This is a genomic window from Thauera sp. AutoDN2 (assembly GCF_051280715.1).
Taxonomy (GTDB): Bacteria; Pseudomonadota; Gammaproteobacteria; order Burkholderiales; family Rhodocyclaceae; genus Thauera.
On sequence record NZ_JBNCAR010000002.1, the window covers coordinates 25976 to 41689 of the forward strand.

The following is a 15714-nucleotide window of genomic DNA, read 5'->3' on the forward strand; positions in this document are numbered from 1 at the left end:
GTTCCCCGCCTGCGAGGCTCCGCAATTCCATCCTACTCTCCCCCTCAAACCACACACACCCGGGACTTGAAATGACCGCAAGCCTCCAACGCCTTGTCGAATCCTCCGCCTTCCAGCGCTTCATCATCGCGGTGATCGTCGTCAACGCGATCACACTCGGCCTCGAAACCTCGTCCTCCGCCATGCAGAAGGCGGGCGGTCTGCTGCTCGCGCTCGACCGTACGGCGCTGGCGATCTTCGTCGTCGAGCTCGCACTCAAGCTCTTTGTCTACCGTCTGCGCTTCTTCCGCAGTGGCTGGAACGTGTTCGACTTCACCATCGTCGCAGTCACGCTCGCCCCTACCGGAGAAGGCCTGCAGGTGCTGCGCTCGCTGCGCATCCTGCGCGCGCTGCGCCTGGTGTCGGTGGTGCCCTCGATGCGCAAAGTGGTCAATGCACTGCTCAAGGCCATCCCCGGCATGGGCTCTGTGCTCACGCTGCTGCTGCTGGTGTTCTATGTCGCCGCAGTGATGACCACCAAGCTCTTCGGCGCAGGCTTCCCCGAGTGGTTCGGCAGCCTCGGCGAGTCCTTCTACACCCTGTTCCAGGTCATGACCCTGGAGTCGTGGTCGATGGGCATCGCCCGTCCGGTGATGGAGACCTACCCCTACGCGTGGATCTTCTTCGTCCTCTTCATCCTGCTCACCACCTTCGCAGTGCTCAACCTCTTCATCGCCATCGTGGTCGATTCGATGAGCGCGGTGGAGCACGAGGAGCAGGAGCAGACCCGCGAACTGGTGAGCATGGACCACGAAGCGCTGCTGGCCGAACTGCGCGCGATCCGCGCCGAACTGGCGGAATTGCGGCAGGCCGATCGCAAAGACCCATCACACCCGTGACCCACCGCAGACGCAAACCTCAGCGCTTGACCTCAAGCAGTTCGATGACGAAGTTCAGCGTGCTGTCAGGCGGGATGCGGCCGGGCACGCCGCGGCTACCGTAGGCAGTTTCGGGCGGACATACGATGCGCACCGCGCCGCCCGGCTTCATCTGCTGCAGCACTTCCTGCCAACATGGAATCAACGCTTCGAGCGGCAGCTCGGCCGGGCGGCCACGGCTGTAGGAGCTGTCGAACTCCTTGCCGTCGGCGAGCGTACCCTGGTAATGCACGCGCACCACGTCGGCCAGCGTCGGCGACGTACCCGTCTCACCGACGCGGTAGGTCTCGACGGTGACCCCCGACGCCAGGGTGAACGCTTGCGGGCTGGCTGCGAGCGCGGCGGACAAGGGAAGCAGGGCAAGCATGGACAAGAATCGGCGCATGACAGGATAGCCTCTACAGCAAAGTCGATTCGGATTGAAGAAAGATACAGTCAGGACATCGAGCCCCGAAGCGTCGGCCGAGTCCCTCACGGGCTCGGCCGAGGAGCACTCAACGACTTCCGTTCCACTGCTGCTCGGGGTTCGCGTCCCCATAGCTCCAGACGCCGGTGAAAGCCGAGTAGTCCTGGTTGAATCGGAATACAAGGCGCCCTTCGCCGTTCGACTGAGTCCATCGGCCGGTGAGCGTGTAACCATTGAGCGCTCCGTCCAGGCGCCCATCCATGTGCGTGTATGTGCCCGTCACACGGCTGCCCTCACGACGCATGGACAGGGTCCCGAAGTCGGTCTGATAGGGGCCGAAGACCTTGGGGGCAAAATCGCCCGCCGCGGGCGCGACTGCAGGCTTGGGCGCAGCAACCGGCCTCGGGCTCACCGCAACCGGCTCACCGCCCACGGTCTCGAGGTCCATGCAAATGGCTGCACAAGCCTGCGTCTCGCCCTTGTCCGGATCGGTCGCGACAAGACGCCAAGCCTTCGGCGAGCCGCCAATCGCGCAGGCGCTGTTGAACCCACCACTATGTACGTAGGAGAGCGCGCAGAAGGTATGGCTACCCATTTCGACGCGCTGTTCGCCACATCCGTCGCAAGACGCCTGATAGAAGCTGATGTCTGGCGCGGCACTGGAGGTACAGGCCCAGAGCGAGAGGGTGATCAGGGATAAAGGGCGCAGCATGGGAAGTCTCCTTTTAGCGATAACGGCAAACATTCCCGCAATCGCATGACGCGGGGTGGACGCTTGAGCACATCGGCCACCATCAAAGTCAAAGCGGGCGCGCACGACGCGCGCCCGAGCTTTCGCTACGGGAACCGTCACAGCTTCCCGGCCACCCAGTCCTTCACCCCCGCCAGCGCCGCCGGCAGGTTCTCCGGCTGGGTGCCGCCGGCCTGGGCCATGTCGGGGCGGCCGCCGCCCTTGCCGCCGACCTGCTGGGCGACGAAGTTAACCAGCTCGCCGGCCCTGACCTTGGCGGAGTGGTCGGCGGTGACGCCGGCGATCAGGCTGACCTTGCCCTCGCCCACGCTCGCCAGCACGATCGCAGCCGACTTGAGCTTGTCCTTGAGCTTGTCCATGGTGTCGCGCAGGGTGGGCACGTCGGCGCCCTCGAGCACGGCGGCGAGCACCTTGAGGCCACCCACTTCGACCGCCTGGCTCACCAGTTCGTCACCCTGGCTGGCGGCGAGCTTGCCCTTGAGGCGCGCAAGCTCCTTCTCGAGCGCGCGCACGTTGTCGAGGATGCCGGCGACACGCTCGGCGACCTCGTCGGGCTGCACCTTGAGCAGCGCCGACATGCCCTGCACGCGACGCTCCTGCTCCTGGGCGTAGCGCAGCGCGTTCTCGCCGGTAATGGCCTCGACGCGGCGGATGCCGGCGGCCACACCGCCCTCGGCGACGATCTTGAACAGGCCGATGTCTCCGGTGCGCGTGACATGGGTGCCGCCGCACAGCTCCTTGGAGGTGCCGATCGACAGCACGCGCACCTCGTCGGCGTACTTCTCGCCGAACAGCATCATCGCGCCGGACTTCTGTGCCGCTTCCAGCGCCATGACCTCGGCCTGCGTCGCACTGTTGGCGAGGACCTCGCGGTTGACGATCTCCTCGACCTCGCGGATCTCCTCGGCGCTCATCGGCGCGGTGTGAGCGAAGTCGAAACGCGTTTTGTCCGGATCGACCAGCGAGCCCTTCTGCTGCACGTGGGCGCCGAGTACCTCGCGCAAGGCCTTGTGCATCAGGTGGGTGACCGAGTGGTTGCGCGCGGTGGCGGCGCGGGCGGCGACGTCCACCCGGGCGGTCACGCCCTGCCCCACCGAAAGCTTGCCGGTACGCACCACGCCATGATGGCCGAACACCGCGGCCTGGATCTTCTGGGTGTCCTCCACCCCGAAGATGCCCGCGGCGCCACGCAACTCGCCGCGGTCGCCGACCTGGCCGCCGGACTCGGCGTAGAACGGCGTGTGGTCGAGCACGACCACACCCATCTCGCCCTCCAGCAGCTCATTGACCGGTGCGCCGTCCTTGTACAGGGCGAGGATGTTGCCCTTCTCCTCGAGTGCGGTGTAGCCGTGGAAGGTGGTCTCAGGCCCCTCGTACTCCAGATTGGCGGCCATCTTGAACTTGCCGGCGGCACGCGCCTGCTCCTTCTGCCGCGCCATCGCAGCATCGAAGGCGGCGGCGTCCACGGTCACATCGCGCTCGCGGCAGATGTCGGCGGTGAGGTCGAGCGGGAAGCCGTAGGTGTCGTGGAGCTTGAAGGCGGTGTCGCCGTCGAAGACCTTGTTACCCGCCTTCTCCATCGCGGCGAGCTCGGCCTCGACGATCGCCATGCCGTTCTCGATGGTGGCGAAGAAGCGCTCCTCTTCCTGGCGCAGCACGTCCATGATGCGGCGCTCGCCATCCTTGAGTTCGGGATAGGCGCTGCCCATCTCGGCGACCAGGTCGGGCACCATCTTGTGGAAGAAGGCGGCGCGCGCGCCGAGCTTGTAGCCGTGGCGGATGGCGCGGCGGATGATGCGGCGCAATACGTAGCCGCGGCCTTCGTTGCCCGGGATCACGCCGTCGGCGATCAGGAAGGAACAGGCGCGGATGTGGTCGGCGAGTACCTTCAGCGAGGGCGAGTCCATGTCGGCGCCAGAGGTTTCGCGCGCCGCGGCCTTGATCAGCGCCTGGAAGAGGTCGATCTCGTAGTTGGCATGCACGTGCTGCAGCACCGCCGAAATGCGCTCGAGGCCCATGCCGGTATCGACGGAGGGCTTGGGCAGCGGATGCATCACACCCAGCTCGTCGCGGTTGAACTGCATGAACACGTTGTTCCAGATCTCGATGTAGCGGTCGCCGTCTTCCTCAGGCGATCCCGGGGGGCCGCCCCAGATGTGCTCGCCGTGGTCGTAGAAGATCTCGGTGCACGGGCCGCAAGGTCCCGTATCGCCCATCATCCAGAAGTTGTCCGAGGCGTAGCGCGCGCCCTTGTTGTCGCCGATGCGGATCACCCGCTCCGCCGGTACGCCGACTTCCTTGGTCCAGATGTCGTAGGCCTCGTCATCCTCGGCGTACACCGTGACCCACAGCTTGTCCTTGGGCAGCTTGAAGACCTCGGTGAGCAGCTCCCAGGCGTACGAAATCGCGTCGCGCTTGAAGTAGTCGCCGAAGCTGAAGTTGCCCAGCATCTCGAAGAAGGTGTGATGGCGCGCGGTGTAGCCGACGTTCTCGAGGTCATTGTGCTTGCCGCCGGCGCGCACGCACTTCTGCGAGGTGGTGGCGCGGGTGTAGGCGCGCTTGTCGAAGCCGAGGAACACGTCCTTGAACTGGTTCATGCCGGCGTTGGTGAACAGCAGCGTCGGGTCCTCGTGCGGCACGAGCGAGCTGGAGGCCACGATCTGGTGGCCCTTGGATTCGAAAAACTTGAGGAAGGCGTCGCGGATTTCGGCGGATTTCATGGAAGTTTGCGTGTTTTCTGGACGGGATGCCCTGGCTGCAGGCGAATGCGCAAGTTTATCATGAGCTTAAGCGCACCAATTGCCGCCCCGCGGAGCGCCAGCCTTCGCCTATAATTGACGCGAACGTCAACCAACAACGGGACACGAGCACACCATGGGTAACCGCCTCTCCAAGATCTACACCCGCACCGGCGACGCCGGCACCACTGGCCTGGGCGACGGCAAGCGCGTCTCCAAGAACAGCCTGCGCATCCACGCGCTGGGCGAGGTCGACGAGACGAACGCCATCGTCGGCCTGCTGCTGTGCGAGGAGTTGCCCGAGGACGTGCGTGCCCTACTCACAGACGTGCAGCACGACCTGTTCGACCTCGGCGGCGAGGTGTGCATCCCGGGCATGAGCATGATCACCGACAAGCAGGTGACCCACCTGGAAGAAGAGCTCGACCGCTTCAACGAGGACCTCGAGCCGCTCAAGGACTTCATCCTGCCCGGCGGCACCCGTGCCGCGGCCTATGCCCACCACGCCCGCACGGTGTGCCGCCGCGCCGAGCGCGCACTGGTCGCGCTGGCGCTGGAAGAGGCCGTCAATGACGCTCCGCGCCAGTACCTCAACCGCCTTTCCGATCTGCTTTTCGTGCTCGGCCGCGTGCTCAACCGTGCCGGCGGGCGCGGCGACGTGCTATGGCAGAAGCGCAAGAACGCCTGAGCAAACCCGATCCCGGCCGCGCGGCCACACCAGCCGGGAGGTCCGCGCGCTCAGGATTCGAACAGCGAACCCTGCAGCACATCGGTGCCTCCCTCGGCCCGCTCGCCGAAGCGCACCCCCACGCCCAGCAGCCGGACGGGCATCGCACCCCGCGCATGCGCCTCGTCGAGCAGCCGCAGCCATGTGGTCTCGTCCGGGGCACTGCTCACGCACTCGGCCGTGGTACGGCTGAAATCCGCAAAACGCACCTTCACGAAAGCCTTGTGTACCGGCGGTCGGTCGCGCGCGCGCTCGAAGCGGCGGCTGAAATCGGCGAGCAGTTCCAGCAGCGCGGCACGGCAGGCGGGCAGATCGCGCAGGTCGGGCGTGTAGGTCGTCTCCACTGACAGCGACTTGCGCGCGCGATCGGGCTGCACCGGGCGCTCATCGATACCGCGGCACAGCCGGTACAGGCTGGCGCCGAAGCTGCCGAACGCATGGGTCAGGTCGGCTGCGCTCCAGGCGCGCAGATCACCGCAGGTGCGCACGCCGAGTCCATTGAGCTTCGCCGCCGTAACCTTGCCGACGCCGAAGATCTTCTTCACCGGTAGCGCGGCCACGAAGGCGTCGACGTCCTGCGGACGCACGACGAACTGTCCGTCGGGCTTGTTCCAGTCGCTCGCCACCTTGGCGATGAACTTGTTGGGCGCGATGCCGGCCGAGGCGGTGATGCCCACCTCGTCGCGGATGCGTTCGCGAATTTCCTGGGCCATCAGCGAAGCCGAGCCGTGGCAGCGGTCCACGCCGGTGACATCCAGATAAGCCTCGTCGAGCGACAAGGGCTCGACCAGAGGCGTGTAGTCGCGATAGATGGCGAGGATTCGGCGCGAGGCCTCCCGGTAGCGATCGAAGTCGGGCGGTAGCAGGATCAGCTGCGGGCACAGCTTCAAGGCCCGTGCCGTGGGCATCGCCGAATGCACGCCGAATGCACGCGCCTCGTAGTTGCAGGTGGCGATCACGCCGCGCGTCTCCGCACGCCCGCCCACCGCGAGCGGCCTGCCGCGCAGGGCCGGGTCGTCGCGCATCTCGACCGAGGCGTAGAAGCAGTCGCAATCGCAGTGGATGATCTTGCGCGTGGGTTCGCTCATGCGCGCAGCCGTACGGGGAAAGGCGAGCCGGAGATCGCGCGCGGCACCGGCCGCCGTAAGTTGAAAGGGCCTGCGCGTGGCAGGCCCCAGTAGCGCTCGTCGGCGCGGCAGCCGGTCAGAACTCGGCGGCGCGCTTGATGCGACGCTGGCGTACGCCCTCGGCAAGCGTTTCGAAGACGTCGATGCTGTCTTCCCAGCCGATGCAGGCATCGGTGATGCTCTTGCCGTACTCGAGCGCCTTGCCCGGCACGAGGTCCTGACGCCCCTCCTTGAGGTGCGACTCGACCATCACCCCCATGATGCGGTCCTCGCCCTCAGCAAGCTGTGCGGCAACGTTCTCCGCGACCTCGATCTGCAGGCGGTGCTGCTTGCGGCTGTTGCCATGCGAGAAGTCGACCATGACCTTGTTGCACACCCCCGCTTCGGCGAGCGCCTTGGAAGCCGTATCGACGCTGACTGCATCGAAATTGGGCTCCTTGCCGCCGCGCAGGATCGCGTGGCAATCCTCATTGCCGCGCGTTGACACGATGGCCGAGTGACCGGCCTTGGTCACCGACAGGAAGTGGTGCGGCGCCTGTGCCGCCTTGATCGCGTCGGCCGCGATGCGCAGGTTGCCGTCTGTGCCGTTCTTGAACCCGACCGGGCACGACAGGCCCGATGCGAGTTCGCGGTGCACCTGGCTTTCGGTGGTGCGCGCACCGATCGCGCCCCAGGAGATCAGGTCGCCAATGTATTGCGGGGTGATCATGTCGAGGAACTCGGTGCCCGCCGGCAGGCCAAGCTCGTTGATCTCCCACAGCAGCTTGCGCGCCAACCGCACGCCGTCGTTGATGCGGAAGCTGTTATCGAGGCCGGGATCGTTGATCAGCCCTTTCCAGCCCACCGTGGTGCGCGGCTTCTCGAAGTAGACCCGCATGACGATGAGCAGATCGCCACTCAGCCGCTCGGCCTCCGCCTTGAGCTTGTTGCCGTACTCGATCGCCGCCTCCGGATCGTGGATCGAGCACGGCCCGATCACCACCAGCAACCGGTCGTCCGCGCCGTAGAGGATGCGATGGATCGCCTGCCGCGCCTCGTACGCGACTTCCGCGGCCTTCGGGGTCGCGGGAAACTCGCGCAGCACATGCGCAGGCGGCACCAGCTCCTTGATCTCCTGGATACGGACGTCGTCGATATGCACCTTGATGGAGGCGGTCATGCTTGGCCTTTGCTCGAAACTTTGCGGGGACGTCGATTTTAGCGGAAAGCGGGCGGGCACTGGGCAACGCGCCCCCTATCGGCATGATGCAATGAACCGATCGAAGTTTCGATCGTCTGTTCGTACACTGCACGCGGCGCCACGCCGCATGACGCCCGGCATCTTCAACCGCACGCCCCAACCCGGAGAACCCCGACCATGCTGATCAAGAAGCCGGCCGACATCCTGCCTTCCGAAATCACCCCACAGGCCCTTTTCGCACGCCGGCGTGAATTCCTGACCCGCAGCGGCGCGGGCCTGATCGCGGGCGCAGCCGCGTGGCACGGCATCCCGGGCATGGCCCACGCCGCGACGAAGCTGCACACCCAGCCCTCGGTGCTGAGCACGTCCGAGGAACCCACGCCCTACGATGCGCTGACGACCTACAACAACTTCTACGAGTTTGGCACCGCCAAGGGCGATCCGGCCTCGAACGCGCACCGCATGCAGGTGCGCCCGTGGACGGTGCGCGTGGAGGGCCTCGTCGGCAAGCCGCGCAACTTCGACATCGATGACCTGCTCAAGCTTGCCCCGCTGGAGGAGCGCATCTACCGCCTGCGCTGCGTCGAGGCCTGGTCCATGGTGGTACCCTGGGTCGGCTTCCCGCTCGCCGCGCTGCTGAAGGAAGTGGAACCGCTGGGCAGCGCGAAGTATGTCGAATTCGTCACCCACTACGACCCCAAAGTGATGAATACGGACGTCATCGACTGGCCTTACACCGAAGGCTTGCGTCTAGACGAAGCGCTGCATCCGCTGACCATCCTTTCCGTCGGCCTTTATGGTGAGGTGCTGCCGAACCAGAACGGTGCACCGATCCGTCTGGTCGTGCCGTGGAAATACGGATTCAAGAGTGCCAAATCCATCGTCACCATCCGCCTCACCGAAACGGAGCCGGCCACCGCCTGGAACAAGTTCGCACCGCAGGAATATGGCTTCTATTCCAACGTGAACCCGCAGGTGCGCCACCCGCGCTGGAGCCAGCACAGCGAGCGCCGGATCGGCGAGGTACGCAAGCGCCCCACGCAGATGTTCAACGGCTATGCCGACCAGGTCGCCGGCCTGTATCAGGGCATGGACCTGAAAAAATTCTACTGAGCAGCACTGCGCTCCACCCAAGCGATGACCCTCTCTCTCAAGGCACCCTCCGCGGGCCTGATCGTAGCCGTCAAGACCCTCCTCTTCATCCTCTGCCTGCTGCCCGCGATCCATCTCGCGCTCGGCTGGCAGGCGAACACGCTCGGCGCCAACCCGATCGAGACGCTCACCCACGCCACGGGCGAGTGGGCCTTGCGCCTGCTGCTGATCACGCTGGTGGTGACTCCGCTGCGCCGCCTCAGCGGCCTGCACTGGCTGCTGCGCCTGCGCCGCATGCTGGGGTTGTTCGCGTTCGCCTATGCACTGGCCCACTTCGCGATCTACCTGTGGCTGGACCAGTTCTTCGACGTGAACGCAATTGCACTCGACATCCTCGACCGGCCCTTCATCACCGTCGGCTTCGCGGCTTTCGTGCTGATGATCCCGCTCGCCGCCACCTCGAACAGCTTTGCCATCCGTCGCCTCGGCGGGCGCCGATGGCAGTCGCTGCACCGCTCCACCTACGCGGTCGCGATCTTCGCGGTTGTGCACTTCTGGTGGCTGGTGAAGGCGGACATCAGCGAGCCGCTGCTCTATGCGAGCATCCTCGCCGTGCTGCTCGGTCTGCGCGCCTGGTGGCGCGAGGTCGAGCGTCGGCGGCAGCTCTCGGTGCCGCCGACGGCGAAACATCTGGAAAAGAAGGTGATCCGACTGGTGCCGCGACAGTAGGTTTTCCTTGCTTCCGGGGGCATTTATCTGCGCCCGGGAAGACGGAAAACCGTTTCCCGCAGGGTCGCTCGAAGCGAAGGCGCCGCTGTGCGGTGCGCTGAGCGGATTCCGCGTTCAGCGCTCCGCGACGCCCAAGCGCCAGAGCGAGGTCGTTTCCGCTGCACGCGCCGCATGCAGCGGATCTTCGGCGTCGGCCACCTTGCGGTGGCGCGGACGGATGTCCTCGCGGCCGAGCACGCGCAATCCGGCAGCGTCTATCCAGCCCAGGAGCTCGACACGGCTGCGCAGCCCGAGGTGTTCGGCGAGATCGGACAGGATCAGCCAGCCCTCCCCGCCCTCCTCGAGGTGTTCCGCCAAACCGGCGAGGAAACCGCGCAGCATGCGACTGTCGGGGTCGTAGACAGCGTGTTCGATCGCAGCGCTCGGCTTGGCCGGCACCCAGGGCGGGTTGCACACCACCAGCGGCGCCCGACCGGGCGGAAAGAGATCGGTCAGCAGCAACTCGATGCGACCCGTGGGCGCTTGATGGGCCGCAGAGGTCGTGCTCGAATCCGCACCGCAGGGGCTGTCCTGCTGCGCAGCCTCCGCCAGCAGGCCGAGGCGGGCGAGGTTCTCCTGCGCGCAGCCCAGCGCGCGCGGCGACACGTCGGTGGCCACCACGCGCGACACCCCGCGGCGCGCGAGCAGCGCGGCGATGACGCCGGTGCCGGTGCCGATGTCGAAGGCTTGCGTCTTCGCGGGCAGGCGCGCGCGCGCGATCAGGTCGAGGTACTCACCGCGGATCGGCGAATACACGCCATACCAGGGGTGGATCCGCGCACCGAGCAGCGGGATGTCCACGCCCTTGCGCCGCCACTCGTGCGCACCGACGAGACCGAGCAGTTCGCGCAGCGACATTACGAAGGGCGCCGCCGCCAGATCCCCATCGGGCGTGCCGGACACGGCCTCGGCGACGACCTCAAGCACCTCGGGCGCACGCCGCAGCGGAATGCGCCCACCGACCTCGAAGGGAATCAACAGCATGCCCAGCGTGCGTGCGCGCTGCGCCTGTGCCATGCGGTGGAGGTGGAAGGCCTGCGCAGGCGAAACAGGCTGCTTGCCCCGCTTGCCTGCCTTGCCCTGCTTGCGCGGGCGGGCGTCGGCGCGGCGCGCCATGGCCTGCAGCAACTGGCGGGCGTTGTGATAGTCGCCGCGCCACAGCAGCGCAGTGCCCTCACAGGCCAGCCGCCAGGCTGTGTCAGCCTTGGTGGTGTCATCCGCGACCACCACGCGGCGTGGCGGCGCCTGGCCGCTTTCGGAGCGCCAGCGTGCGCTGCAAGCACGCACGCCGCCGTCTTCGGTCACCTCTTCCCAGAACAGTTCGGTCGGCGTGTTCACCGTCTTCAGGCCTGCTTCGGCCGAATTGCGTGCTTGGGGCGGAACGCCTTGATCACTGCGCCATCCGTCTCGATGTACGGGCCGCCAACGAGGTCGATGCAGTAGGGCACCGCGGCAAAGATGCCAACATGACGCACGCTGCCGTCGGCATCACGCACGCCCTCGAGCGTCTCGCGGATCGACTTGGGCTGGCCCGGAAGGTTGATGATCAGGCACTTGCCGCGGATCACCGCGACCTGGCGCGACAGGATGGCAGTGGGCACGAAGTTGAGGCTGATGCGGCGCATCTCCTCGCCGAAGCCGGGCATCTCCTTGTCACCGATGGCAAGGGTCGCTTCGGGCGTCACGTCGCGTACCGCCGGGCCGGTGCCGCCGGTGGTGAGCACCAGATGGCAACCAACATCGTCGACGAGCTCGACGAGGGTGCGCTCGATCCGCGCCCGCTCGTCGGGGATCAGGCGGGTCTCGGCTGCCCACGGCGAGGTGAGCGCCCTCCCCAGCCAGTCCTTCAGCGCTGGGATGCCCTGGTCTTCGTACGTGCCGTCCGAGGCGCGGTCGCTGATCGACACCAGGCCGATGCGGATGTGTTCACTCATGGAATCGCTCTCCGTGGTTCTTGTGCCTGAAGGTCTGTGCGGCACCCTGCGCGGCAGTCAGCCGCATTGTTCATGCCTGTGGCGGTGCATCCTCGTCGACATCGTCGCCCATCGGCAGCCCGAGCACGGCGAGTTCTTCCTCGGCGGCCTCCTGTGCCGCCTGCAGATCACGCAGCACACGGAAAATCTCACGGAAGGACTTGGGCGGCTTCGCTGCCTCGCGCTCCTTGAGCGCATTGCGGCGCAGGGTGCGCAGGTACTGCAGGTCGGCCTCGGGCCAGGTCTCGGCGATGGTACCGATGGTCTGCTCGTCTGCCAGCAGTTGCTCTCGCAGGCGCTCGAGACGGTGCATCTTCGCCACTTCGGCAGCCGAGTTGCCGGCGAAGATCTCCAGCTGGGCCTGGATGGGCTCGGGGTCGATCTTGCGCATGAGCTTGCCGATGTACTGCAACTGGCGGCGGCGGGCTTCCATCTTGAAGCCCTGCGCAGCGCGGATGGCCTCGTACAGGGTTTCAGGCAGCGGCACTTTCTTGAGTCGCTCGGGCGAGAGCGCAACAAGCTGCTCGCCGAGGTCCTGCAGCGCCTGCATCTCGCGCTTGCGGCTGCTCTTGCTCGGCGGTTCAAGGAAGTCGTCTTCGGATTCGGGTTCTGCTTGGCCGTGGCGGCGCGATTCTGAGCGCATTGCGTGCGTGGGGGGCTGGCTTGATCGGGTTAAGATTATAGCCTTTGCACGCAGACGACCCCTCCATGTCCAGTCAAGGCTTTTCCTTCTCGCAGGCACATCTCGCGGAGATCGCCGGCGACATCCTGAAGCACGCGAAGAAGCTCGGCGCATCGGCCTGCGAGACCGACGTCTCGGAGGGCTTCGGCCAGTCCGTTGCGGTCCGTCGGAGCGAAGTCGACACGATCGAGTACAACCGCGACAAGGGCGTCGGCGTCACCGTCTATCTCGGTCAGCAACGCGGCTACGCGAGCACCTCCGATTTCTCGAAGAAGGCACTCAAGGCCACAGTCGAGGCAGCCATCTCGATCGCCCGCTTCACGGCCCCCGACCCCTGCGCAGGGCTGGCCGATGCAGCGCTGATGGCACGCACGAAGAAGCTTCCGGACCTCGACCTCTTCCATCCCTGGGCGATCGACGTCGCGGAAGCGATCGAACTCGCGCGCCGCTGCGAGGAATCGGCCTTCGCGGTGAGCCCGAAGATCACCAACTCCGAAGGCGCGAACACATCGATCCAGCAGTCGCATTTCGTTTCGGCCAACAGCCACGGGTTCGTGGGCGGCTACGCCACCACACGCCACGGCCTGTCCTGCTCGGTGATCGCCGGAGAGGGCGACGGCATGCAGCGCGAGTTCTGGTACGACGCCCGCCGCGACCCCGCCGAATTGCTGTCGCCCGAAGAGATCGGCCGGGTGGCCGGCGAGCGAGCGCTCGCTCGCCTGGGCGCGAAGAAGATCCGCACCTGCGAGGTACCGGTGATCTTCGAGGCACCGCTCGCGGTGTCTCTGGTGGGCAATTTCGTGCAGGCAGCCAGCGGCGGCGCGCTCTACCGCAAGGCAAGCTTCCTGCTCGACAGCCTCGGCCAGCCGCTTTTTCCGGCAACGGTAAACATCTCCGAGCGCCCTCACCTGCGCAAGGCATTCGGCTCCAGCCCCTTCGACAGCGACGGCGTCGCCACCCGTGACCGCGAGGTGGTCCGCGACGGCGTGCTGGAAGGGTATTTCCTGTCCGCGTACTCCGCCCGCAAGCTGGGCATGCAGACCACCGGCAACGCCGGCGGCTCCCACAACCTGATCGTGCACCCCGGGGAGCACGATCTCGCCAGCCTGATCCGGCAAATGGACCGGGGTCTGCTCGTGACCGAACTCCTCGGCCACGGCGTGAATTACGTAACGGGCGACTACTCGCGCGGCGCGGCAGGCTTCTGGGTGGAAAAAGGCCGCATCAAGCATGCGGTCGAGGAGGTGACCATTGCCGGCAACCTGCGAGAGATGTTCCGCAGCATCGTCGCCATTGGCAAGGATGCCCTGCCGCGCAGCGCCAAGCAGTGCGGCTCGGTGCTGATCGAGCACATGAAGGTGGCTGGTCGCTGAAACCAGCGCATGCAAGTCCCGGAAGCAGACGCGGGTCTATATAATCGTCTGCGCATTCAACACACCCGCAAGGAGATAACGTGGAACGTCGCTCATTCCTCAAGAAGGCAGGCGCCAGCCTGGCCGCTGGCGCTGCCGGCGCAGCCTCGACGGCAGCCATCGCCGCCCCCGCAGTCCAGACCGGCCTGCCCGAGATCAAGTGGCGAATGACCTCGAGCTTCCCCAAGAGCATCGACACGCTGATGGGCAGCGCCGACCTGCTCGCGAACCGCCTGCGCGAGATCACCGGCGGCAAGTTCGACATCCGCGTTTATCCGGCCGGCGAACTGCTGCCGGGCATGCAGGCGCTGGACGCGGTGCAGCAGGGCACCGTCGAGATGTGCCACACCTGCTCCTACTACTACACCGGCAAGGACAAGGCCTTCGGCTTTGGCACCGCCATTCCCTTCGGCCTCAACGCGCGCCAGATGGACGCCTGGATCATCGCCGGCGGCGGTCAGGAATTGCTCGACGAGTTCTACAGCAACTACAACGTCTACTCCTTCCTCGGCGGCAACACCGGCGTGCAGATGGGTGGCTGGTTCCGCAAGCAGATCAACACGGTCGATGACGTCAAGGGCCTGAAATTCCGCATCCCCGGCATCGGCGGCGAGATCCTCGCGCGCATGGGCGCGATTCCGCAGCAGCTGGGCGCCGGCGACATCTACGCCGCGCTGGAGAAGGGCACCATCGACGCAGCCGAGTTCGTCGCCCCGTACGACGACGAGAAGCTGGGCTTCCACAAGGTCGCGCCCTACTACTACGCCCCGGGTTTCTGGGAGCCGGGTCCTGCGGTTCACTTCTATGTGAACAAGCAGGAATGGGAGAAGCTGCCCGCGGAGTACCAAGCCGCCTTCCGCGCCGCCGCGCGCGAAGCGCACATCCTGATGACCGCCAGCTACGACCACAAGAATCCGCAGGCCCTCGCCCGCTTGCTCGCGCAGGGCGTCAAGCTGCAGCGCTTCTCGAACGAGATCATGCAGAAGGCGTACGAGATCAGCCAGGAACTGTACGACGAAGAGTCGGCGAAGAACCCGGCGTGGAAGAAGATCTACACCGAGTTCGTCAAGTACCGCCAGTCGCAGAACGCCTGGTTCGGCGTAGCAGAAGCCACATACGACCGCTTCATGCAGTCGGTGCGCTGAGCTTCGCCGCTCCCTGCATCCGCAGCACTCGAGGAGCCCCGCGCGGGCTCCTCGTTTTTTTCCCGCCCGAGCCACTTCATGCAAGCCCCGCCCCTCACCGCATCAAGCTGCCGTCTCTGCCTCGTACGTCACGGCGAAACCGCCTGGAACGTGGAACGCCGGCTGCAGGGACATCTGGACGTTCCACTCAATCCGCTCGGCCACCGCCAGGCCGAAGCCACCGCGATGCGCCTCGGCAGCCTTCGCTTCGCCGCGCTCTACAGCAGCGATCTCTGCCGCGCACAACAGACGGCGACCGCGGTCGCCAACCGCCATGGCCTGGCCGTCGTCACGGAGCCGCGCCTGCGGGAGCGTCATTACGGACTGTTCCAGGGACTCACCTACGATGAGGCCGAGCGCCTGCACCCGGACGCGTACCGCAGCTTCGTGCAGCGCGACCCTGGCTTCGCCTTTCCCGAGGGCGGCGAGAGCCTGGAGGACTTCGCCGCGCGGGTGCACAGCGTGCTCGACGAGATCACCGTCCGCCACCCGGGCGAGCAGGTGCTGGTGGTGACCCACGGGGGGGTGCTCGACATCGTGCACCGCATCGCAGCCCGCAAGGACCTGCACGCACCGCGCGATTTTTCCATCCCCAACGCAGCGCTCAACTGGATCGAGCGGACCGACGACCGCTGGCGCTTGTTGCGCTGGGCCGAGCAGACGCACCTCGAAGGCGCTCGCGACGAATTGCCGAACGCATAAAACGCCATATCCATAAAATCCCTCGGATAAGGGTTTTCCTCGGTTTTCGCCAGTA

General features: G+C 66.1%; 15 protein-coding genes. 7 read left to right on the plus strand and 8 right to left on the minus strand.

The features are described from left to right. Positions 1–71: 71 nt before the first annotated feature. Positions 72–878 carry an ion transporter gene (locus tag ACPT9U_RS01465; protein WP_435749651.1) on the plus strand — a complete coding sequence of 269 codons (807 nt, stop codon included), beginning with the start codon at positions 72–74 and terminating at the stop codon, positions 876–878. Between the two features lie 19 nt (positions 879–897). Here the strand turns inward: ACPT9U_RS01465 and ACPT9U_RS01470 are convergent, their stop codons facing one another. The 3 genes from ACPT9U_RS01470 to alaS all read right to left on the minus strand — a co-directional run bounded on the left by ACPT9U_RS01470 (position 898) and on the right by alaS (position 4794). Beyond that, positions 898–1284, minus strand: a complete 387-nt coding sequence (locus ACPT9U_RS01470; RefSeq protein ID WP_435749652.1) for an FKBP-type peptidyl-prolyl cis-trans isomerase — start codon at positions 1282–1284, stop codon at positions 898–900. A gap of 127 nt (positions 1285–1411) precedes the next feature. Beyond that, the gene (locus tag ACPT9U_RS01475) at positions 1412–2035 is read right to left on the minus strand and encodes a hypothetical protein (protein WP_435749653.1); all 624 of its coding nucleotides are present in this window, start codon (positions 2033–2035) and stop codon (positions 1412–1414) included. Between the two features lie 137 nt (positions 2036–2172). Then, on the minus strand, positions 2173–4794 hold the full coding sequence (alaS, locus tag ACPT9U_RS01480; protein ID WP_435749654.1) for an alanine--tRNA ligase: 2622 nt from the start codon (positions 4792–4794) through the stop codon (positions 2173–2175). Positions 4795–4948: 154 nt separating this feature from the next. On the opposite strand from alaS, the gene ACPT9U_RS01485 reads away from it, so the two are divergent. Beyond that, complete coding sequence (locus ACPT9U_RS01485; RefSeq protein ID WP_418364977.1) at positions 4949–5500, plus strand: cob(I)yrinic acid a,c-diamide adenosyltransferase; 552 nt, start codon at positions 4949–4951, stop codon at positions 5498–5500. Positions 5501–5550: 50 nt separating this feature from the next. Here the strand turns inward: ACPT9U_RS01485 and dinB are convergent, their stop codons facing one another. After that, positions 5551–6627 carry a DNA polymerase IV gene (gene dinB / locus ACPT9U_RS01490; RefSeq protein WP_435749655.1) on the minus strand — a complete coding sequence of 359 codons (1077 nt, stop codon included), beginning with the start codon at positions 6625–6627 and terminating at the stop codon, positions 5551–5553. 115 nt (positions 6628–6742) lie between these two features. After that, entirely contained in the window at positions 6743–7825 is a 1083-nt protein-coding gene (aroG, locus tag ACPT9U_RS01495) for a 3-deoxy-7-phosphoheptulonate synthase AroG (protein ID WP_435749656.1), read from the minus strand. Positions 7826–8023: 198 nt separating this feature from the next. Between aroG and msrP the strand changes: the two genes are divergently transcribed. Both msrP and ACPT9U_RS01505 read left to right on the plus strand, forming a co-directional pair. Further along, positions 8024–8959, plus strand: a complete 936-nt coding sequence (gene msrP / locus ACPT9U_RS01500; protein ID WP_418364974.1) for a protein-methionine-sulfoxide reductase catalytic subunit MsrP — start codon at positions 8024–8026, stop codon at positions 8957–8959. A gap of 24 nt (positions 8960–8983) precedes the next feature. Then, on the plus strand, positions 8984–9667 hold the full coding sequence (locus ACPT9U_RS01505; protein ID WP_435749657.1) for a sulfite oxidase heme-binding subunit YedZ: 684 nt from the start codon (positions 8984–8986) through the stop codon (positions 9665–9667). 114 nt (positions 9668–9781) lie between these two features. Here ACPT9U_RS01505 and ACPT9U_RS01510 read toward each other — a convergent pair whose 3' ends face one another. The 3 genes from ACPT9U_RS01510 to yjgA all read right to left on the minus strand — a co-directional run bounded on the left by ACPT9U_RS01510 (position 9782) and on the right by yjgA (position 12322). Beyond that, on the minus strand, positions 9782–11044 hold the full coding sequence (locus ACPT9U_RS01510) for a methyltransferase (protein ID WP_418364972.1): 1263 nt from the start codon (positions 11042–11044) through the stop codon (positions 9782–9784). Between the two features lie 5 nt (positions 11045–11049). Further along, positions 11050–11640 (minus strand): molybdopterin adenylyltransferase, encoded by a 591-nt coding sequence (mog, locus tag ACPT9U_RS01515; RefSeq protein ID WP_418364971.1) that lies wholly within the window; start codon positions 11638–11640, stop codon positions 11050–11052. A gap of 70 nt (positions 11641–11710) precedes the next feature. After that, positions 11711–12322, minus strand: coding sequence for a ribosome biogenesis factor YjgA (yjgA, locus tag ACPT9U_RS01520; RefSeq protein ID WP_418364970.1), 612 nt, complete (start codon positions 12320–12322; stop codon positions 11711–11713). Between the two features lie 65 nt (positions 12323–12387). Between yjgA and pmbA the strand changes: the two genes are divergently transcribed. From pmbA to ACPT9U_RS01535, 3 genes are all read left to right on the plus strand, one after another. Continuing rightward, positions 12388–13734, plus strand: a complete 1347-nt coding sequence (gene pmbA / locus ACPT9U_RS01525) for a metalloprotease PmbA (RefSeq protein ID WP_418364969.1) — start codon at positions 12388–12390, stop codon at positions 13732–13734. An 80-nt stretch (positions 13735–13814) separates the two neighbouring features. After that, positions 13815–14918: a TRAP transporter substrate-binding protein gene (locus ACPT9U_RS01530; RefSeq protein WP_418364968.1), complete on the plus strand. Its 1104-nt coding sequence runs from the start codon at positions 13815–13817 to the stop codon at positions 14916–14918. Positions 14919–14996: 78 nt separating this feature from the next. Then, positions 14997–15659 carry a histidine phosphatase family protein gene (locus tag ACPT9U_RS01535; protein ID WP_435749658.1) on the plus strand — a complete coding sequence of 221 codons (663 nt, stop codon included), beginning with the start codon at positions 14997–14999 and terminating at the stop codon, positions 15657–15659. Positions 15660–15714 lie beyond the last annotated feature (55 nt).